The organism is Aureliella helgolandensis (genome assembly GCF_007752135.1).
GTDB classification, from domain to species: Bacteria; Planctomycetota; Planctomycetia; order Pirellulales; family Pirellulaceae; genus Aureliella; species Aureliella helgolandensis.
Map to the genome: position 1 here is coordinate 774,713 of NZ_CP036298.1, position 21,014 is coordinate 795,726.

Annotated in this window: 17 protein-coding genes; 6 read left to right on the forward strand and 11 right to left on the reverse strand. The window is 55.7% G+C overall.

Annotation, left to right across the window (positions count from 1 at the left end; translation table 11 throughout):
- Positions 1 to 2: 2 nt before the first annotated feature.
- The 9 genes from Q31a_RS29890 to Q31a_RS02865 all read right to left on the reverse strand — a co-directional run bounded on the left by Q31a_RS29890 (position 3) and on the right by Q31a_RS02865 (position 8,760).
- Complete coding sequence (locus Q31a_RS29890) at positions 3 to 1,895, reverse strand: ATPase, T2SS/T4P/T4SS family (RefSeq protein WP_197356090.1); 1,893 nt, start codon at positions 1,893 to 1,895, stop codon at positions 3 to 5.
- 86 nt (positions 1,896 to 1,981) lie between these two features.
- Entirely contained in the window at positions 1,982 to 2,671 is a 690-nt protein-coding gene (locus tag Q31a_RS02835) for a hypothetical protein (protein WP_145073701.1), read from the reverse strand.
- A complete protein-coding gene (locus Q31a_RS02840) occupies positions 2,668 to 3,444 on the reverse strand; it encodes a TadE/TadG family type IV pilus assembly protein (RefSeq protein ID WP_145073704.1) in 777 nt (258 codons plus the stop codon). Before Q31a_RS02840 ends, Q31a_RS02835 begins: the two co-directional genes overlap by 4 nt.
- Before the next feature lie 209 nt (positions 3,445 to 3,653).
- A complete protein-coding gene (locus Q31a_RS02845) occupies positions 3,654 to 5,720 on the reverse strand; it encodes a hypothetical protein (protein ID WP_197356092.1) in 2,067 nt (688 codons plus the stop codon).
- Between the two features lie 115 nt (positions 5,721 to 5,835).
- Positions 5,836 to 6,519: a TadE/TadG family type IV pilus assembly protein gene (locus Q31a_RS02850; RefSeq protein ID WP_145073710.1), complete on the reverse strand. Its 684-nt coding sequence runs from the start codon at positions 6,517 to 6,519 to the stop codon at positions 5,836 to 5,838.
- Positions 6,465 to 6,677, reverse strand: coding sequence for a hypothetical protein (locus Q31a_RS29895; protein WP_197356100.1), 213 nt, complete (start codon positions 6,675 to 6,677; stop codon positions 6,465 to 6,467). The genes Q31a_RS02850 and Q31a_RS29895 overlap by 55 nt, the downstream gene beginning before the upstream one ends.
- Before the next feature lies 1 nt (position 6,678).
- On the reverse strand, positions 6,679 to 7,350 hold the full coding sequence (locus Q31a_RS02855; protein ID WP_145073712.1) for a prepilin peptidase: 672 nt from the start codon (positions 7,348 to 7,350) through the stop codon (positions 6,679 to 6,681).
- An 11-nt stretch (positions 7,351 to 7,361) separates the two neighbouring features.
- Complete coding sequence (locus Q31a_RS02860; protein ID WP_145073716.1) at positions 7,362 to 7,553, reverse strand: Flp family type IVb pilin; 192 nt, start codon at positions 7,551 to 7,553, stop codon at positions 7,362 to 7,364.
- 88 nt (positions 7,554 to 7,641) lie between these two features.
- A complete protein-coding gene (locus tag Q31a_RS02865; RefSeq protein WP_197356102.1) occupies positions 7,642 to 8,760 on the reverse strand; it encodes a CpaF family protein in 1,119 nt (372 codons plus the stop codon).
- Between the two features lie 182 nt (positions 8,761 to 8,942).
- Between Q31a_RS02865 and Q31a_RS02870 the strand changes: the two genes are divergently transcribed.
- From Q31a_RS02870 to Q31a_RS02895, 6 genes are all read left to right on the forward strand, one after another.
- Positions 8,943 to 13,589, forward strand: coding sequence for a protein kinase domain-containing protein (locus tag Q31a_RS02870; RefSeq protein WP_145073723.1), 4,647 nt, complete (start codon positions 8,943 to 8,945; stop codon positions 13,587 to 13,589).
- A gap of 62 nt (positions 13,590 to 13,651) precedes the next feature.
- Positions 13,652 to 14,344: a hypothetical protein gene (locus Q31a_RS02875; RefSeq protein ID WP_145073727.1), complete on the forward strand. Its 693-nt coding sequence runs from the start codon at positions 13,652 to 13,654 to the stop codon at positions 14,342 to 14,344.
- A gap of 7 nt (positions 14,345 to 14,351) precedes the next feature.
- Entirely contained in the window at positions 14,352 to 15,296 is a 945-nt protein-coding gene (locus tag Q31a_RS02880) for a type II secretion system F family protein (RefSeq protein WP_145073730.1), read from the forward strand.
- Positions 15,297 to 15,307: 11 nt separating this feature from the next.
- Positions 15,308 to 16,099 carry an FHA domain-containing protein gene (locus Q31a_RS02885; RefSeq protein ID WP_145073733.1) on the forward strand — a complete coding sequence of 264 codons (792 nt, stop codon included), beginning with the start codon at positions 15,308 to 15,310 and terminating at the stop codon, positions 16,097 to 16,099.
- Positions 16,100 to 16,332: 233 nt separating this feature from the next.
- Positions 16,333 to 17,763, forward strand: coding sequence for an arylsulfatase (locus Q31a_RS02890; RefSeq protein ID WP_197356103.1), 1,431 nt, complete (start codon positions 16,333 to 16,335; stop codon positions 17,761 to 17,763).
- A gap of 175 nt (positions 17,764 to 17,938) precedes the next feature.
- Positions 17,939 to 18,688 carry a hypothetical protein gene (locus tag Q31a_RS02895; protein ID WP_145073740.1) on the forward strand — a complete coding sequence of 250 codons (750 nt, stop codon included), beginning with the start codon at positions 17,939 to 17,941 and terminating at the stop codon, positions 18,686 to 18,688.
- A gap of 58 nt (positions 18,689 to 18,746) precedes the next feature.
- Here Q31a_RS02895 and Q31a_RS02900 read toward each other — a convergent pair whose 3' ends face one another.
- Both Q31a_RS02900 and Q31a_RS02905 read right to left on the reverse strand, forming a co-directional pair.
- Positions 18,747 to 20,123, reverse strand: coding sequence for a hypothetical protein (locus tag Q31a_RS02900; protein ID WP_145073743.1), 1,377 nt, complete (start codon positions 20,121 to 20,123; stop codon positions 18,747 to 18,749).
- Positions 20,124 to 20,452: 329 nt separating this feature from the next.
- Positions 20,453 to 20,980, reverse strand: a complete 528-nt coding sequence (locus tag Q31a_RS02905; RefSeq protein ID WP_145073746.1) for a DUF1573 domain-containing protein — start codon at positions 20,978 to 20,980, stop codon at positions 20,453 to 20,455.
- Between the last annotated feature and the right edge of the window lie 34 nt (positions 20,981 to 21,014).

The following is a 21,014-nucleotide window of genomic DNA, read 5'->3' on the forward strand; positions in this document are numbered from 1 at the left end:
TCCTATTGATAAAATGTTTCCAGGTCGAGCATGCCGCCTTGCAGAAGTTCGCCAACGAAGGAAGGGAGCTGTCCGGTCGGTTGTAGCGTCTGACTCTCATCCAGTAGGTACAGGTCGCGCAGTTGCAATTTTCCCGTAACGGCATTCACTCCTACGCATTCGGTGATCTGGCTGACGATCCGCCGGCCATCTCGCATCCGTTGGAGTTGAATAATAATGTCGATTGCTGAGCCAATTTGTCGATGGATCGAAGTGATTGGTAGATCGGCGGCCATCTGGACTAAGACTTCCAATCGCATCGGAACGTCGTGCGCATCATTCGCGTGGACGGTCGTAAGAGAGCCGTCGTGGCCAGTGTTCATCGACTGCAACATGTCAAGCGCTTCTGCGCCCCGGCACTCCCCCACCACAATGCGGTCGGGACGCATCCGCAGAGCATTGCGTACTAAGTCACGAATCGTATATTCACCGGCTCCTTCGACGTTAGCTACTTTGGTTTCTAGTCGGACCACGTGCTGTTTGGTCAGTTGCAACTCGGCTGTATCTTCCACCGTCACGATTCGCTCGCGGTCTGGAATGAAGTCACTAAGACAGTTCAGCAGTGTCGTTTTGCCGGTCCCCGTGCCACCAGATACGATGATATTCCGTCGGGCGAGGACTAGGGTTCTCAGGAAGTTCGCGATGGTCTCGCTAAAGGAGCCCAGTGCGATCAAATTGCTGATGGTGATTTGCCGCTCGGGAAACTTGCGGATGGTCAAGGCGGGACCATTCACCGCCAACGGTGGGATGACCGCATTGACACGACTGCCATCGCGTAGGCGGGCGTCGACCAGCGGCTGCGATTTGTCGATTCTGCGGCCCACTTTCCCCACAATGCGTTGGATGATGGACTCGACGATTTCATCCGAAATGAAGCGGCGGCCCGAGTTCTTGATCACACCGCCGATCTCGACGTAGATTCGTTCACGATCGACGACCATGATCTCGGTTACTGACGGCATTCGCAGCAAGTCTTCCAGTGGGCCGTACCCGAAAACGATGTCCTTAATCTCCTTCTTTAAGTGGCGCAGCGTCAAATAGCGTTTGAAGTCGTGGTGGACTTTCGATCGCACCTGCCCCCAAGCTTTCCAATACCGCTCTCCAATTGCTTCCATCCGCTCGGATGCAACAGTAAGCAATGGGTCCAAGTCGATCAGTTTCTCAATGTACTTGGCGGTCGTCTCCATCTCGTTCTCGCGTTCCGGGACCGCCGTTACAATTCGACTCCAGTGCCGCTTTTCCAATAACTCCACGGAAGAGGGGTCGCCCGCGTCAGCCTCTTCGCCATTTGAGAAGGCCTGGAGCAACTGATCACGGAGCGCGTGTCCCGCAATGTGATTCTGCAATCGTTCGGCTCGGCCGCTCGATTCCAATTGAGACTCGGCGATCGATTCCAGATGCCGTTCCAACGTCAATAAATAGCCGTCATCATTTTGCTTATTGCGATCGACGCCGCGTTTGAGATCCATCCGCTCCAACAACTCACGGTGGACGCGAGCAATCAAGGTCGACATCTCTTCGTCTTGCTGTTGGAGTTCAATACTCTCGGCTACCTGTTCGGCGTGAGGCAAGTCGACGGTAAGTGTGTAGGGAAATAATTCGAGTGATAGACTCTTGTCGATCGTGCGCCGCGCGCCGGTCGCGAGTTGTTCGTCTCCAATCTTGACGCCATTCATTCCAAGGACGAGCAGTTCCCAGCCATCCCGCGTTTGGGAAAGAACCAACGCTTCGTCAGCAATGTAGGGACTGTGCAGCACCAGGTCGTTTTCCGGAGCGCGACCAATGCGCACGCGATTTCCTTGAACTTCAAGCACGCGACGTTGCGTGTCTACAACATTGTTGAACCAAATTCGCATTGCGACCTAACGTCCACAGAGTTTCACAGTTACAGAGTTTCCAGTTTCTGAGTTTCGAAATAGCTGGGCATTCTTGAGGAGGGCAACTACAGACCGGGCATGACAAATCGTATGAAGTCTCCTTCGAGCAACACACTGGGGACGTTGGCGATTCCGTCTAAGGAAACCGTTTGATAGACGACGTTGGCCGTCGCAGAGCGTCCTTGAAGATTTGGATGAGACGCAATCGAGTTGGGCGGGACTACTTGGACCGCAATGATTTCCGCCGTGTCTGCCTCTCCACGACTGCCGCGCTCCTGTGCGACGACGTTCAACAGGCGACTCGCTTGTTCGTCGAAGTCAGCATTGACCGCAATCGTGACGGTATTTCCTTGGGTGCTGGCGGTCTGGTTCATGGCGTCGCCCGATTGTTTGAAGCGTTCTCCCACACTGATCAACTCAAAGGGGCCGATGACTTCCCATTGCTCTTTCTCAACAATAGGGCTGAGATCACTTGCGAAAAAGATATCCCCCGATGCGTAGATACGCGACGTGCGCTGGCCTAGCAAGATGGAGCGTTTGGCGTAGGGGATCAACGTTTTTCGAAGTTTTTCTTCGTCTCCCGGGATGGGAATCGCCATCAGCGAGTCGGCCTCGATCTTGGCTCCCCGCTTCAAAGGTTGGGCGATGGCTATGTAGCTCGTAGGACGACTCTGCCCAGCCAAGTACAGCCAATTGATGCCTGCAGCGGCCAGTCCCAAGGCGACCGCCAAGAACACTTTTATCAGATCGTTCATCGGTCTATTTCATCCCTCATGGCTTCGAGCCATCGCAATTGCAGTTTAATTCGCTCTAGAATTTTCTCACGAACCCAAATGCGGTGTTCCTCCGCATCGCCTTCGGTCTCTTTCAATTCATCCAGTTCTCGGCGTGCCTTTTGCTGAGCCAGTTTCAGATCCTGGATGGCTCCCTCGAGCTTTTGGAGCTCGAGTTGCCCATCGAGTTCGACGCGTTCCTGAGCACTTGGAGCGCTGCCATCGAAAAGTGCTCCGGGACTGTCCAGAAACTCGGCGATCTCCGCAAACATGGCGGCTAGAAGTCCGTCTCCCGTAGACTGGAGAGATTGGATTTGGTTGCGCGCATCCTCATAGGTAGCTTGCACACCAGCGGTCTTGGCGGCAATTCCGACATCTGCATACATCTGCCAATTCGGCATCGAACGAAACGGAACATTGCGATGGTCCCATGGACCCGACTGGACACTATGCTTCGACTCTGGGCCATCTTCAGAGCTTAATACCGGAGTGACTTCAATCCGATCGCTGGCGCTTCGCTCGACAACCTCTTCCGAAAAGAAGTCGAGAGGCCGGTGATTCCACGCTCCGAATCGAGCCCGCCAGGCATCCGCCCGAGCCTCGACCGCAACCGTTGCTTGACCAATTATCGAAAACCCCAACCACACAATGCCCACGAACATCAATAAGATGAGTGGTAAAATGAGTATCAGCTCAAGAGTCGCAACGCCGAGCACTCTTGGGGAACGCAGTTGTTTGGAAGCAGGTTGTGGCATTGTTATGCAATAGGGAGGCCGTCGAGGCTCAGGGCGAGGTTGGCTGGGCGCGAGGCTGGTTGGGCGCGAGGCTGGCAACCAGTCGGCGCGAACTGATATACCTTGTTCGCGGGCCTACGCAGAGTGTTACAGTCGCAGGATGACTTTTCTAATACTTCACAAATCGCGCCCTTAGGGAACGTGGTGGCTAAGTGGGAGAGGAAGGCACGCTAATGGGTGATCAGCGTGGGATGATCGATTGCCATCTCGACGGCGGTCTGCATTTCTGAAGGAAGGTCTGCGACAGCCTCTTTCAGTCGGGATGCAGTTACTGGAATGAGTTTCGGCTGCCAATTGAGTTGAACCAACGCATCGCCACCGAGGGAGTCTATGATCTCCCAAGGCCAACGCGTCCTGGCCCGTTTGGGGGCAGCGCCCCACTCGGGGGCTGCACTGGCCTCGGCCCAGTTGAGCGTATCCCAGCCGATCTCCGGTTGTTGGCTCAAGGTCCCCGAAGAGGCCAATTGGCGATTCGCGTTGTAGACGATGGCTTGAGAGAACGCGATGAGCCCGTTGGCTTGTGGCGCCGGGAACACACTGGGAGAAAAGAGGGGTTGATACTCGCGTCTCACGAACGCAGCCACGGTAAACAACTGCTCTGCGGCATCGAAGCCAGCCTGATTGCCTCGGGTCCAAAGCTCGTTCCCTTTGTGGGGTTCGACTGCCTGCTCCCGGTAGGTCTCAGGCATGACGAGCATTCGTAAGGGTGCTTTCGATTTATCCCACCGGGCTGACGCGGTACCCGCTTTGACGAGACGGTAACCGCTGCGAAATTGCCACGCTTTGATCAAGGCGTAGCGATTGGTCCACTTCGTGAAATGCTCAGCAGCGCTACTGATCTTCAGATGCGTTTCACACAAGCCAAGCAGCGGAGCGCGGAGCGCATCTAGATTGGGCGCCACCGCCAGCACCCACTGTGCACTCCGCTCCTGGTGGGGATCCATCGAAGTGGGGATATGATCTAAGCTCAAATTCTGAGAGTCACCTATCGGGATCTGGCTGATTGAGTCGGAGAGTGCGTTTCGTTGTTCGGCGATCGATGCCAGCCGGTCTGAGTACTCATCGACTTGCTCGGTGATCTGAGCCACTGCTTGGTCGAGCAACTTTTTCTCGGCTTCCAGCTCGCCTAATGCGGGCTGCTCCACGCCATCAGCGTCGATGCGTTTCTGAATTTCTTCCTGGAGCGACTCCAGGGCTTCGATGTTCTGGGCTGCCGAGCGAATTTGCTTGGTGATCTTGCTGACCGCGCGGTCCAATTCTCGCTCGACTCGATCCAGCTCCTGGGTTAGCGATGGCAGGGGAGTCGCCTTGTCTTCTCCCCAACCCTCAGGCCAAGTACCGCTGTGACCTTGGAGGTTAGGTGGTGGCGCAAGCACAACAGGCAGTTGGATTTGAGTGGGCGTCGGAAAGCTCTCCAGCTCGACGCGGTGATTCTCTTGGGTGGACGCCAGCGTGCGCGTGATTGCGCGACGGACCAAGTTGTCTTCCTCGGGAACGCTGCCCGAATCTGCATCAATGCCCGCGATTTGCAGCCCAAATTCGGCCAGAGTTGGAATGAGTTGTTCGTCAATAACTTTCTTGTGAATCGGTGCTGCTACCAATGCGTACTTTTCCAACACAGCCAGGAGCAACCATTCCTTGCCAATCAAAACGATTTGTGCGGTGGCTGCAATGTGGGCCGCGTATGCAAAGGGCGCGGAGACGTAACCAAACGGTGGGGGGACGAGGAAGGCGATGTTCGCTACGCTCTTGGCAACCAGCCAACCCGCCAGCTTTCGTTTGAGTGTCATGCGAGAGTCGTAGAGGGTGGCAAACGCCGTCGACGCAAGGTTCGAAGGGGGCGAGGTGCGTTTCACCACAAGGTCAATGATGCGTCGATCAATGGAAGTCAGTGGTGGCGGAACATAGGGCGAAGGAATTCTTCCGATCGGCGAAGAGACTCCCAGGGGGCGAAGCAACGCGTCGATTTGTTGATTCTCGCTGGTCTGCTTCTTCAACCCGAGCGTCAATTCGGGCCCGCCAATGGCATCTTGTATAACGCTCAGTGTGGTCGCTTCCCCCACCAAGTGGTTGCAGGTCGTAATGGCATTCATGCCCCGAGCGAGCCACATCGCTGTGGAAAATGCCGCTGCATCAGCCGCATGCTGGCACTCCAATTTTTGATTTGTCGTATGGCCTGCGTTGCCCAGCATGCCCGCCATGACCACCATAGCCAATAGCAAGATGATGCCTAGCAACGTTATTTTTCCCTGCCGTTGGTCGGAACGGCTTTTCCCTGAGCGGCTTGCCTGCGGATGAGGCGGGCGTCGTCCACTGCGTACTGCGGGCTGACGGGACCTGTCGGGATTGCCTCTACTGCTGTTTTCCATAGCCAATCCCTAAATCTTGAGTTGCATTTTGAGGGCCATCATTGGGGACAATCGCGGTGCTCGTCAGTGGAAAAACGTAGCCGCCAGAACCGCTGGCTTGCCCCAGCAGCTGTCCAACTCCTGGGACATGGAAGGGGAAGTTGTATTGCACTTTCACCTCGATATCGGAGTCCCACCTGGCTGGCCTGTCGACGACATGGACGGTCAGTTGGCTAGCGGCATTGGCCAACTTTGAGCGAACGTAGTTGGCCGATACCGGATTGGTTGCCCAACTGTCATACGCCGTCTGATACTCTTCCGCAAATTCAGGGGGCGAACCGGAATTGCTGGCCGATCCACTCGCGAAGGGGACCATTGCTTGAATTGCAGCCTTCTCGATACGATCTTGCGCTTGATTCCAATCGGTGGCACTGCTCCATACACTGGCTGCGCGGGCACCAGCGTAGGCGGCGTAAACGGTTCCCAATTTTGCGGAGAGCATGAGGCATGACTCAACGATCAAACAGATGATCAGCATCAAAAATGGGATGACCATCACGTAGGATAGCGTGTAGGCTCCACCGCACTCGTCGCGATGCAAGCGGCGCCAGCGGTGTAGATTCAGCGTACCCTTCACAGGAATGGCATCGTGAGCAAGCCGCCCAACGCGCGAAACACATAGCCACATATTTGGGCTCCTAGGAAGAAGATCACGACAGCTAGGGGGAGTGTCACGGCGGTGGCCAGCACCACTTCGATGGCGGCGGCGCCGCGCCGCCGCAATGAAGTACAGTGTCGCAACGGTCTTGCAGGGGAGGCCGTGGGGGAAGTGTGCATCGGCGGCATGCTACGATCCCATGACGACGAGCAACGTACCGACCGCGAAGAATCCCGCCAGCGGTATGGGGCGTCGCAGGAAACGTCTCTGTTCCGCGGTGGGAGATTGGACGCGTTCGGGCGCCAACTGCGCACCGAGCAAACGCAACGTGGCGGGGCCGAGTAGGCGTAGACGCCGCGTTAGTAAACTGTCCACGGTCACAAAGCTGGCTGCCAGGAGGTAGGAAACAGCGATAGCCCAGAGCGTGAGTTCGGGACCTACCAACGCTCCAATTGCGATCGCTAGCTTCACATCACCAGCACCTCCGCCGGCGACGCTGTAGATCGCCAGCATCACGCCGGCGCTGACCAGACCTCCCGCCAGACACTCTCCAAGTGGCAAGACGGAATCTAGCAACGGCTCAAGCCCCCACGCTGCAGGTGCAAGTGTTCCGAGGCCACTCAATAGTACTGCCCAACCAAACACCGGATAGGAAAGCCAGTTGTAGATTTTTCGATGCCGCAAGTCTGTGGCAGCCGACACAAGCAATAAAACCAACAGCAACATCGACCCAACGGAGAGCGGCGTTAGGGCAATGGAAGCGGGTAGCAAGGCAAGTGGCAGGACGGTAAAGAGGCCATAGTAGAGCGCACGCCTTCGTGGGGCGGCCGCGCCCAAGGGGGACCGATGGTTTGCATTCATGTCTAGGGCCTTTAGCCAATATCTTCACCCTTGAGTTGATTCCACTTCTCTTTCAACCAATCAAAAACCTCTTGCCCAATGGTCATCACTGCGATCATGACGATAGCGGCGATGGCGACGATCATGACCACTTGAATGGCTTCCAAACCATCTTCGTCATCGTGAAAGGAACGCAGCGTTGTATTTGGTGGGGATTGGCTCATCAGCAAGTTCCTTGACGGTACTAGGTTGGTCAGTGAGAGGGGAGGGATTGGATTGGCCTGCCCCTTATTCGCACCTTGATGCCAGGTGTTACAGCGGGGCTGGAAAAATATTGCGTGTCCTCTTCACGAGAGGTTGGAGCCCCAGCATGCCAACTTGGTCTGAGAAGGAGGGGATGGCCCCAGTGGCTTCGAGCGTGCCGCGGGTCTGTCCGTCTTCCCCCATGGCTTCCATTTGCAAGCGGTAGATATCTTGGAAGCGGTATTCCCCTTGCTCGTCCAACCCCAGGCATTCTGAAATGGCGTGTACGCGGCGTTTTCCATCGGGAAAACGCATGATTTGCAAGACGAGGTGGATGGCCGATGCGACTTGCACGCGTGCGACGTGGACCGGTAAATTTACGCCCCCCATCATGCTCAACGTCTCGAGTCGAATGGCCGCATCGCGGGCCGTGGTGGCATGCACCGTGGTCATCGCTCCGCTATGGCCTGATATCATCGATTGGACGAGATCAAGTGCTTCACCACGTCGCACTTCGCCCACGATGATCCGGTCGGGCCGCATCCGCAAAGAATCGACGAACAGATCGCGAATGGTCACGGCGGGATCGCCATCGGGTGTTGAAGGCTGCCCTTCAAGGTAGATCGTGTGGGCTTGGGTGAGTTGTAGCTCGGAGCTGTCCTCAATCACCACGATCCGTTCGTCGGGGGATATTTCTGAGGAAAGGGCGTTGAGGAGTGAGGTTTTGCCCGATCCCGTACCGCCGGCAATCACAATGTTGCGGTGCAATTTCACCACGATTGCCAAAAACTCTCGAGCCTCGGCCGAGAGGGTTCCCCATTGGACGAGTTGATCTAGGTCGAGCGACGACTGGCTAAATTTTCTGATCGAGATGCAGACGCCGACCCGCGAGCTGGGTGGGAGAATCACATGGACTCGCGATCCGTCAGGCAGGCGGGCATCCATGCTGTGCTCACCATGTGCGAGTGAACGGCCGGCATATTCGGCGATATTTCGCGCCGCTGCCATGAGTGCCGCCTCGCTGGGGAATCGCACGCCTTCAGCGTGGGAAAGTTTGCCCGCTCGCTCAAAATAGATGGTCTCAGGGCCGTTGATCAGGACTTCCGATACGCTCGGATCCTCCAACAAGGACACCACCGGACGAAGGAAATGCCGAGTAGTCTTCGCGTAGATCTCCTTAGCGTCCAAGGGGTAGCTCGCTTTGGTAAGTGAATTCGAGGAAGGATTGCTCCTTGTACGCACGACTTCGATGAATATTTCAACCAATCTCAGAAATAGCTGTAACAGATGCAGAATCCCAGCGAATCAGACACAGGGCTAAGGCACCCTTCCACAAAATCCTTGTCAGTGATATCCAGTGAGGCTAGGCCGTGACAGATCCACACGCATCTTATGAGTTGTTCGAAGAGCTAGGGCGTGGAGAATATACGGTCGTCTATCGAGCGCACGATTTAGCGTTGGGACGCGACGTTGCCATCAAGCAATTGAGTGAAGCAGCCCTAACCGATCCACGGCGCCGCGAGCGATTCCTGAAAGAGGCGCAGTTTCTGGCCCAGCATGAACATGCCAACATTTTGCGAATCCATAGCGTGGAACCGCAGCGTGGTTGGATCGTCATGGAGTTGATGCGGGGAACGCTGGAAGGGGCCATTGCCACGCAGGCCATGCCGCCCGCCACGGTGCGCAGCATTCTGCGGCAGTTGCTGCCGGCTCTCGACTTTCTGCATTCGAAGAACCGCATTCATGGAGCCATTCGACCATCGAATGTGCTCATCGACGACGCGGGAACGGTCAAGCTTAGTGATTTCGAGGAGTCGAATCTCACCGGAGAGCTACGCGCTCCCGAAGGCGCTAAGAAATATCTGGCGCCCGAGATGCTCGATGCGCAGTTTGGAAAACTGGGGCCAGCGGCAGATATTTACTGCCTTGGATTTGCCGCCTTGGAGCTGCTGGCTGGCCCCACATTTTCCCAGCTCTTTCCGCATGCTGCCAGTATCGAAATCAATTCGGACATCGCCTGGCTGCGGTGGCACAGCTCCCGCGACCCCCTGCCCCCAGTCAAGACGCTCCTACCCCACGTTCCGCAGGATCTGGCAGAAGCTCTCGACTGCATGCTGTCCAAGCTCGTCGACGAGCGAGAGCAGAGTGCTACGAGCGTGTTGCAGCGTTTGAGCGAACAGGTGTTGGTGCCGGTGCAACCCGTTGAACCGCCTAAGGCTGATTCGACGGCGGGCCGAGGAATTGTACCGACGAACATTCAAGAGTTGGAACCATTGAACCGGCTAGCCCGGGCAAGTATTGCAGTTCAGCCACTCACAGCGGCGGACGACCGCGGGCGTCAATCCGCTGGAGGAAAGCAAGCTGCTGCGTCCTCTTCACGGGAACGCATCAACGCCACATTGGAAAAACCCTGGGTGCTCTACTCTCTCTGTGCCGCAATTCTATTGCTCGCGCTCGCGGTTGGCTGGAAGCTGCGACAGGATAATGATTTCCCTGAGCCGATCGCAAACGGCAGGGACTTGCCAACGGAACGATTGGCATTGCCAGGGGAAGATGGAAGTGAACCCGAGGAAGCTGCGTCTGCATTGGCCGAATCCGCTGAGACCGATGTAGAGCCAGTGCCAGCTGAAACGTTCGCAGTCGAGCGTTCCGAGCAGAACCCCGGCAACCTGCCTCAGACTCCGTTACCTCCAGATGCTATTCCCTCGCCAGTCGATCCCTTCGAGGGCACGCCGGGGCACCCTGTCCCTCTACCAGTGGAGTTGTTGGTGGTACGGCCGGAACGGGGGACTCCACCCCGGCCTGAGTCTCCGCCTGAGATGGTTGTTGCCAAGGTTCCAACGATTACTTCGCCGCTGCTGAGCCTTGTTTCGGTGGTTGTCGATCCCACCGATGTACTTGCCGAGTTGACGGGACCGGCAGAGTTGGTGATCGATAGCGGAGGTTTTATCTCTGAAATTAGCGATATGGATATTAGTCCCAATGGCGAGTTGCTAGCCGTCTCCGGTGAAAAAGTTGTGCGCATTTGGGAGCTAACCAGCGGGACGTTGTTGGCAACACTACGCGGGGATCGTACTCGCACCTCCTACGGCGACTGCTACGCGGTCACTTTTTCGCCTGATGGCAAGAATTTGGTTGTGGGAGTTAACGACTACGAGGCCCATGGCTCGATTCGCGTCTATGATTTGGCCAACCTGGATGAGATTGCTGAGTTGCTTCCCGGTCACACCACACCGACTCGCAAACTCGACTTCTCAACAGACGGAAAATACATGTTGAGCGCCGATGCGGATGGGCACATCGCCCTCTGGGATTGGGAGCAGCGGAAGATTCTTCGTCGCGTGGCACCTCGCAATGCCGATCAACCCATTTACGATGAGCTGCAGTTTGCTGGAGATGCACCGGTCATCATCGGTGTCGACTTCAAGGGCCCGGTCGTCTACTCGGTCCCAGAGCTGCGCCCCATGAGTGGTCAAGATCCCCTGCCATCGCATCTGCATGGATGGATCGTCGACCTGCTGAGTCGGCAATTGGAATATCCGTTTGCCAGTACCGATGATCCACGAACTTTCGAGCTCGATTTTGTGAGCCAGCGTTGGGCCGCATCGGGGTTCGCTACGGTGGAGGGGGAGAATCGTTTCTGGGTGGGAGTTTGGCAGAGTCACGGTTTGCAGGAATCTGGAGAAATGGCACCCCTGAGCGTCTATCGCGGGCACCGTTGGAATGTGGATGCCTTAACCATTGCTCCCGAGCATGGAATCGTCGCCAGTGGTGATAAGTATGGAGAGGTGCACGTTTGGAAGATCGACGATGGCGAGCGTTTGCACCTTTTCAAGGGGCAAGGCAAGCCTGTTTATGAAGCTGCCTTGGATCGCAATTCGAAACGCATCGTCTTCGGCACCCGCTCCTTTGCCCCAGATCGATGGGGATGGAATAGCTATGGAACTGGCGATCAAATCCTCGACCTCGCGGCGCGAGCTATCTACCCTGCCGCAGCGGCCGAGAATCTTGCGCCAATTCAAGAGGTTCCCGTTCGCGACACGATCAAGCTTCAGGCGACAGTGCCTGACAAGGGAGCCAATGCAGCGGTTGAAAAGATTGTCCAAGGGCAAGTGGCCGGCAGATATACCTTCACTTCCGGACGCCTACCAACGATCTTCAGTATCATGCCGGAACCCGTGATGTCCGTGCGAGAGCCCGTCCTGTTGGGAGATAGCCTGGGGCTGTTAGGGCTCTGGGACTCCGATACCGACGAACTGAGACGCGCCTTCATTGGGCATGAGGGGCAGATCACCGCCGTCAGCCTAGCCCCAAATGGAAAGTCGATTCTCAGCGGCTCGACGGACCGCACGATCCGGATGTGGAGTTTGGAGAATCCGATGCCAACCGGAATCTTCGATTTTAAATTCGAAAATTCCGCAGTGACGCAAGTGCGTCCAGGTACTTCTTCTGCTGAAGCCGGTGTGCAAGCGGGGGACAAAATCCTATCCATCGACGGGCTGTCCATCGCCAAAATGTACAATCTGATGCTAGAGGGGAAATTCGACTATCGTCCAGGCCAAGCTATCCCACTTCGCATGGAACGCGCGGGGGAACCCTACGAATATTCGATGACGATGGTAGAGGGATACGACTTTTCTGAACCGATTCTTAGCTTCTACGTTGGCGACGATGGGAAGTGGATTGCCTGGACGCCTCAGGGGTACTACGACGCTTCTCCAGGCGCTGACCAAATGATTGGTTGGCATGTCAATCGAGGGCCCGCGAAGAGTGCGCAGTTTTTCGAAATCCAACAGTTTCGCAAGCAGCTCTACCGGCCCGATATCATCGACGCCATCCTGGGAGGGGCCTCTCTAGAGGAAGCGATCGAACAGTCCAATTCGAAGCTGGCGATGCAGGATGACTTCGATTTTCGAAGTCCCTCCGATATTGCGATGCATTACCCACCCACGATTGAATTCACCTCTCCCAAGCGTGGCGATCAAGTCTCACAAGATGGCGTGAACATCCGTGCAGAGATCACCAGTCGCAATGGCCTACCCATTCGCGAAGTCACCTTGCTCATCAACGGGGTGGCGGCGGAAGTGTTTACGCCAGCTACGCCGACTGAGATCGCCATGTCCATCGACTACAAGGCACAGTTGGTAGCGGGACGAAACGATATCGAATTGATTGCTGCCAACGCGGAATCGACGTCGGGGGCCAAGTCGATCTTCGTACACATGACGGTTCCGACCCCTAAACCAACTCGCCCGTCGAATCTCAATCTGCTGGCCATCGGCCTCTCGGCCTACCGAAACAGTTCACCCGATTTGAATGCGTTTGCGGCAACGACAGCCGCCCAGGACGCTCAAGCATTTGGGCAAACCGTTCAGAACCAATCTTCAGGCCTGCTCTACTCGAATGTCACCACTCGCGTGCTTACCGATCAAGCAGCGACTCAAACTGGCATCTTGGAGGGGTTTCAGTGGTTGATCGACCAAACCGAACCTGGGGATACTGCGATGGTCTACTTGGCGACTACTGGGTTTGTGGATGCGACCGGAAATTTCTATTTGGGAACATACGAAGCAGAGCTCCAACGCCCACGAGCGACAGCCGTTTCATGGCGAGAGTTCATTCAGACAATGCATGAAGATTTGCCACAGAGCAAGCGCGTTGTCTTTCTGGATATTCAGCCTACGGAACAGGCTATTGCCTCTGGTATTAAAAATCCGTTGCTCGATCTGGCGGCTCCAGAATTGGCTACTGTCTTCTTTTCCTCCAACTCGCTTCAGCAGGCAACGTTGCCTCAGCCAACTACCGGAAGAGGCTATTTGTCTCAAGCACTTTCAGCCACCCTTGCCAACTCCGATGCAGACGTGTTTCCCACTCCGCCCGATTCCTTGCTCTCCTCGGACGAGTTGTCTCGGTCTTGGAGTGCAGCCATGGAGCAGCTCTCTCAGGGCCAACTCTACCCTGTGGCGTATGCACCGGAATCCAGTAAGCGAGTCAACCTCTTACAAATCGTTAGATAGTCAATCCAAGAGTCCTGCAGGTCAGGGCTTTCAATCGAACCCAATTCGTCGGAGTCAATCGAATGTCAAGAATTGTGCTTAAAAGTCTAGGGTGCTTGGTCCTGCTGGCTGGCCTGAGCGTTCCTCAAGCGGCGCAGGGGCAAGGGATCTTCGATGGATTCCGTGATCAACTTCGCGGCGAAATTGAACAGGCGATCAACGGGCAACAGCGTGGTGCACCCAGACCCGTCCAGCCCAGCGAACCGCCACGTGCGTTGGGAGTTGGAGGTATTCCAGGCGAAGGCGGAAGTCAGAATAATCCGGGACGCTTTGAACCCGGTTTGGGAGGTTTCCTACCGGACGATCGCTATGTCTCACCGCAACGATCCATTCAGCCCAATCCTACGCAAACCTACTACCCATCACAGAACCGCATTCCAGCAAATCCGCCATCGACGAGTTCTCGTTACAGCGAACCACCCGAGCGCAGCGTGAACAATAAGTCGATAACGGTCAGTTGTCCCAGTAGCGAGCTTTCGTCAGTGAAGTATCAATTGCTATCCGGCAACCAAGCCTACCCCTTCACGATGTCACCCGGAGAATCGCAGTCGTTCGTGGAATCCGCCGTGTGGCTCATTCGCTTCAGTAATGGTGGCCAAACGGTTACTTATCGATTGCGGGGAGGCAATAACTTCGCCTTTGAGACTGAGGCGGATGGCGTGCTGAAGCTCTATCGCGAACCCGCTGGCCGTCCAGAACCTCCTCGTCGAAGGTGAAATCAAAATGCCGGAAGCTAGAAATTCCGTGGAGCTGTTCTTGGTCATGCAGGGCGAGTGCCTCGGCCCGGCTATGTGGGGCATTGCGATCGGGTTGCTCATTTGGATCGTGCTTGGTCAAGTGACTTCAGTTCGCCAAGATGCCTCGAATCGCTATGAGCGTCAAAGGATTGAGACGTTGCGTTCCAAGAGTTGGGTGTTTCGGCAATTTGAGCCGATGGTATTGGATTTGGGGAAACGGCTATACGGGGAGCACCGGCATGCTCCGGACAGTCCGTTCAAACGTGGACTTGCCGTGACGGCAGACGGCATTCCATGGCACTTGCCCGATTTTTGGGTAACCAAGACGATTGAGGGAGTCCTGGTTGGCTTGAGTATCTTTGCTTTGGTATCGCTGACGACTTATGGTGCGTTCGCCGCGATTGCCGGTATTACCACCGCGGCTATCTATCCTTGGCTGGCGGCTCGATCGGTAGTGCAACACTCTGCCCGTTCGCTCAAGATCTTGCGGGGGAGGCTCCCGTTCGCAATCGACCAAATCTCTCTCATGATGCAAGCTGGCGCCAATTTTGAGGACTGCTTGCGAACTCTGGTTAGTGACGAACAAGGGCATCCATTGGCCGAAGAGTGGGCCATTGCGTTGAACGAAATTTCGGCAGGCCGATCGCGCCGAGAGGCTCTGCTCGATCTGCGCGATCGCTTGGGAGATCAAGATGTCGCGGAATTGGTCTTTGCGATTAACAAAGGGGAAGAGCTCGGGACACCGCTAAGTCGCATCTTGTCGGAGCAAGCTGAGCAGCTACGGCTTAAACGGTCGCAGTGGGGAGAGAAGGCTGCTGCTGAGGCAGAGGTGCAAATTGTGTTTCCGGGCATGCTGGTCATGTTGGCCTGCTTGCTCGTGATTGTGGCCCCTATCCTGCTACCCGCTGTAATGAACATCTTGGAACAATAGGGATTGCTATCATGCCTGCTCGAATCGAATTCCAAGCCGGAATGCTCCGGGGCCACCGTTTTGCAATTGAGCGAGCCGTTACGCGGGTGGGGAGTGCTCCCCATAGCGATATCTGCATCCCTAACGCAGAGTTTCCGAATCATGCCATGACGCTCGAATATCGTGATGGGGTTTACCGCGTCTACAATCGGAGCGATACCGCGTTTCATTTGAGCGGCAATCGCTTGCTACCGGGAGAGGCGCTTGCTTGGCCAGATAGCGATGTTCTCGAGTTGGACAACGGCACGCAATTGATTCTGGATGTCGATGTTGACCCACGGCCGATGCCTGTTTCGGCGGAAGACCGCGTTGCGTCGCAGACGCCCGAATTGGAGAATCAGCCCCATTCGTCGGACGAAATCGGTTTGCCGGTGGCTGGTCTTCCCGCCGAGAGTCGGCCAGCGATGCCAAAGAGCAATCTCATTCCAATCTTAGTCATCTGTCTGTGTGGTTTGGGCAGCCTCGGCCTGTTGGCTCGACACTATCTGAAAGATGCTGTTTCCAGTCGCTCCACGTTGGGGTTTGACGAGATTGTAGAGTTCGCCCTACAGGATGAGGCGATGTCGGAGGCAACACTCACCCGATTCCAGCTCGCCGAAGCAGCGGTGATACGTGGCCATCGAAAGTTGGCCGCAGAGCGATATGGGGCGCTACGAAGCTACCTCATCCAAAATTCGTTGGAGCACGAATCCAGTCAAGCAGTGAATGTGCCTGAGCAGATGATCGATTTCATTGAGTACCGCCTAAGTCAGCTTGTGCATTGACGCTGCCTAGCGGAAAGGGGAGCGGGGAACGCCTAAAATAGCCTCCCAAGCGGTGAAACCTATAGGATTTCGCAGAATCCAGCGACGGGGCAGCCCGAAGTTTTACTCACGCTCATCTCGCTTGACGTACAATTGGTAGATCACAGCTGGCATCTTCCGTAGTTTCAATGGAGAGTGCCGGTTGGCCCGCATGGGTGTACTAGACTTTCACCTGCTCCATGTTTGAAATTGGTATGACGCATTCTCGGATTCCACGTCTTGCTAGGCTCATTGTGCTGACTAGCCTGTTTGTTGGCCTATCGGTTGGCTCGCTTAGCCAAGCTGAAGAGCGACCACCGAACTTTATCTTCCTACTGAGCGATGATGTTGCGCAAGGCGACCTGGGGTGCTACGGGCAGCAATTGATCCAGACTCCAAATCTCGACCGCATGGCGGCCGAAGGCACTCGATATTTGCAAGCCTATTGTGGGACGAGTGTTTGTGCGCCGAGCCGTTCCTCGTTTGTGACCGGGTTGCACTGCGGGCACTGCCCGGTGCGCGGGAACTACGAAGTGCCTCCCGAGGGACAATTTCCGCTGCCTGCAGAAACGGTCACAATCGCTGAAGTGCTCAAGCCGGCCGGCTACGCCACCGCCTGTATGGGAAAATGGGGGATGGGATTCTTGGATACCACCGGCGATCCTTTGAAGCAGGGATTCGATCACTTTTTCGGCTACAACTGCCAACGCGAAGCGCATTCCTATTTCCCCAAGTACTTATATCGGGATGCGCAGAAAATCACTCTCCCTGGGAACGACGGGAAACGGGTCGGCGCGACCTATGCGCAGGATTTGATCCAGCAGGATGTCTTGAAATGGGTTCGGCAACAGGCGGACAATCCGTTCTTCTTGTTCTATGCAGCTACCTTGCCCCATGGCCGGCACGAGATCGACGATCTTGGCATCTACGCCGATAAACCTTGGTCACTTGCTCAGAAATCGTATGCCGCTCAAATCACTCGGCTCGATCATGACTTGGGAGAATTGATCGATTTGCTCAAAGAAATGCAGATCGATGAGCATACGTTGATTATTATTAGTGGAGACAACGGATCGTCTTTTGCCCCCAACAGCGAAATGGGGAGTCTGTTTGACCAAGCGAACAATGGACTTCGCGGTTACAAGCGTGGGCTTTACGAAGGGGCTCTGCGTCAAGCAGCCATTGCCCGCTGGCCAGGGCACGTGCCCGCTGGTCGGGTGGCGGAGGAACCTTGGGCATTTTGGGACTTGTTGCCCACTGCGGCAGAGTTGGCAGGTGTCGAAGTTCCCGAGGCTTGCAACACTGACGGGAAATCACTCGTCGAATTCCTGACTGGTGGAAAGGCTCCTGAACGCGAGTATTTCTATTGGGAATTGCACGAGAGTAAACCAATTCAAGCAGCTCGCTTTGGGGATTGGAAAGCGATTCGCAATGGTATCAACGCTTCGGTCGAGCTGTACGATTTGTCCCAGGACGGAGGTGAAACAACCGATCTGGCTCCCAAGCATCCTGAGCAGGTCGCCAGGGCCCTGCAGATTTTCCAAGAGGCTCACGCCGAAGATGTCAATTGGCCCTTGAGCGGAAAAACTAAGGAACGCGTTCAGAGTGAGAAAGCTGCCTGGGCGGCGACGCGCTCGCGACTCTAACTTCCCGCGGATGCGCTAGTGGGTCGCTGAAATCACAACCCTTCACGTGAGTATGGCAGGGGTAGACTTCCCGCGGTCTGGCGACCGCAGCTACGTTAACTTGACTTCCCGCGGTCTGGCGACCGCGACTTCGTTAGCTTGCTCAAACCTATTGATTGGATTTAAGAGGTTGGATATGAAAACTCTACATGCTGCGAAGCGATATGCTGCGAAGCGATTGCCGACCTCTTGGACTGTGATGTGCGGCAGCCTGGTTGCACTGATTTTGTGGGGGCAGACCACCGCTTCGGCTCAAGTTGTGCAGCTGCCCAGCGTTCGAAATTTCAGCTACAGCGGTGGGGCTTGGATCCCAGACGCCGGAACTGCTGCTCTCGGGGGCAATTCTTATTCGCGGCGCGGACTTGGCTCGCAAGGCTTTGGGCCGCTTGCTGGACGTGGTGGAGTTGCCTCCAGTGGTGGTGCTTCCGGAATGTCGATCTCCGTCGATATCATCGATTTGAAAGCAATGGACGATGCAATCCTGAACGCGAACGTGGCCCGAGATCCAGAGGCACCGAGCCCATTGAGCGCGGGTTCGCCCGCCGCAGACGGTGGCCGCAGCGTCCTTTCGGGGCTGAGCTCTGGACCCTACGCCGGTTCGTTGCAAGTGAATCCCGATCCCGGTCAATGGCAACGCGCCCTAGCTGGCAGCGGCGATAGCACCACCAGGCTCCATGCCTCGTTGACCGAGGCCAATATTCGCTACTATCTAGAGCGCGGCAAGCGAGCGGAGCAAGCGAACCACTTGAGGGCTGCTCGCGTCTATTATCGCTTGGCGGTTGAATCGATGTCGCCTCAGATGATCGAACGCTACCACAAGATTTTGGCGGAGCGCGCGGCTGCGGAAGAATCGCAATTCGCGAAGAACGGCCGCCAGCAGTTCTAGTGGCGATCGGCGAGGTTGTTACGGCGAAAGCATGCCAGCAATGCTCCCGCCCGGTTCTCTACTCTGGGAGCAATAGGTCCTCGAGTACGGCTTGGATGCGAGCTTCCGCTCCGGGAGCTACCCACCGCCAACCATGTCCAAATTCTTCTTCGAAGGCTGCGCGGGTGGGGATATAGCCGGGCCAACATTCTCCGTAGCCGATGCACTGCACGAACGATGAATGCCCAATTTTCTGCGCTAGCAATTGATAGCCCACGAAGGCTTCGCCTGGAAATAGCAACACTTGTGCTTCGCCGAAGTCTAAGCAGGGGAAGTCAATGGTGTGCCCAGCTTGGATACGCGACAGACTGCTGAGTCCCATGGCAGCCAGGATGCGTTCACTGATATCGGCTGCCGGATCACGCAGCACTTGCAACATGGCTTGCTCCGTGAACTCTTCCCCCTCATGAAATTCAAGCTCAAGCGGTGTATGGCGAAATTCGAATTGCTTGAGCGGAACCCTAACGGTCTCCTCCCAGGCGCGACGCATGCCCTGATAGAGCCGATCGGCCAGCACGGGGCGATTGCTCGGAGAGCCGTCGTTGTACTTTCCCGCAGTCACATCGCCACTACACCCACTGACGTAGATTTGCTTCACACTAAAGTCATCGCGCTGTCGGCGATCTCGTGCCATACCGACAAAGTCGGCGCTGATCTCGCCCCGCCCATAATAGCTCATCGGATGAACGGCATAGGAACTCAGGGCTACTACGGCCTCATCGCCGTTCCAGAAGCTGAGAGTCTTAAGCCATGGATCAATGTCTCCTTCAGCCGCTTCCTGGTAAATGGGATTTGAGCCGCTATTGCTACCACGGTCGTAGTTGACCCTTCCATCGGAACGGACCACACGCCGCGTCGACGCAATCTTCTCGACCTTCGCCTGACCTATACCGAAGTGTGTTACCGTCACCGCAGTTTCCAGGCTATCCTGGAGTGCTTGAGCAACGCGGGTTACGGTGGCGCGATGGAATTCAACATCGCACATTTCACCACCTAGTCCAACCGAGCTGAGGAATTCCTCGGCCTGCGTATCCACGACTGGCGCGTCATGCTGATGCAAGGAGCAGACGAGTACGCGTGGAACCGTCGTGCCGGCAGCGGTGGCCAATGCCTGCCGCCATTCTTGATACGCCCCGTTTCGGACCTCACAGTAATCGAGTGCAACGATTACGACGGGTAACGCGTCACTCAACAGGACCAACCCATGCGCGTACAGCGGGTCCAAGAGGCGGTCGGTTTTCTTGGGAATAATTCCCATGCTCCGGTGTCCGATAGGTACGGTGATATCTGCCGAAAACGTGGCAATGCGAAAGCTGCTTTCCGTTCCTGCAGCAGATTCCAATTCGCATGAAAGCAATCCTAGAATCGACGCTGCTAGGAGAATTAAGGGGCGCATGATGAGTGTCCTGAAAGTCATGGAGTGAGCAGTGTCAAGCCGTTTTGAAAGTCGTGCGCACGTTGCGCTAAGCCGCCAGCCGACCGAAGCGATTGACGCTTGGAGCTCGCTTGCGGATAGCCTGGAGTGCGGAGCAGGAACGAAGCCTTGGATCGCTGGCACACGGACAAGCACCGGTGGTAGCGAGGGACGAGCGAGCCGGGGTTTGTCCGTGTGACAAGCGGAGTCTCCACCGTCGTGAAAAATGCTCCAATGCCAAAACGGCTGCACGCGCGTCTCCAACCCAAACTGGAATGCCCACCTTTTCATGGTCCATGTGGTATGAGAGTCTAGAGCCTCATTTTGAGGCAGGAGACTTGGTAGCTGACGTATACCGATATAGCGCTTTCTTCGGCATAGAAAATCGAAAACAAAAGAGTCTGCTTCAGTTGTTTGGAATCCTTCACAACATCAAGTGTAAAGTCCATGAACAACGAACCATTTGCTGGAATTTCCTCTCCTTCAGACCTGACACTAATGTAGTTACACGATGTCTGTATCCTTTTAACTGGAAGACTGATAGGGGAGTTATTGACTAACTCTAGCGTTGCCTTGACCTTCGATCCCGCCTGAAGATCACCAAAATTGATTTTGGCAACCAGTCCTCCACCATCCTCTTCAATGAATGCTCTACGTTCAAGCTCCGGCTGATCGCCGCTTGAGACATTGGCGAGACTAAGAAATAGAGTCAGGCTGAGAAGTCCAAATCGAGCAAGCATAGAATCCACCGCTATCTGAAAGAATATGGGGAGTGTCGTTTGCGGTTCTTCATAAAAAAGTCCTTTCGCCATGTGGGCTAATAGACTTTCATAACTCATGGATCAGGTTTGGGGGAGCACGCCAAATGCACTA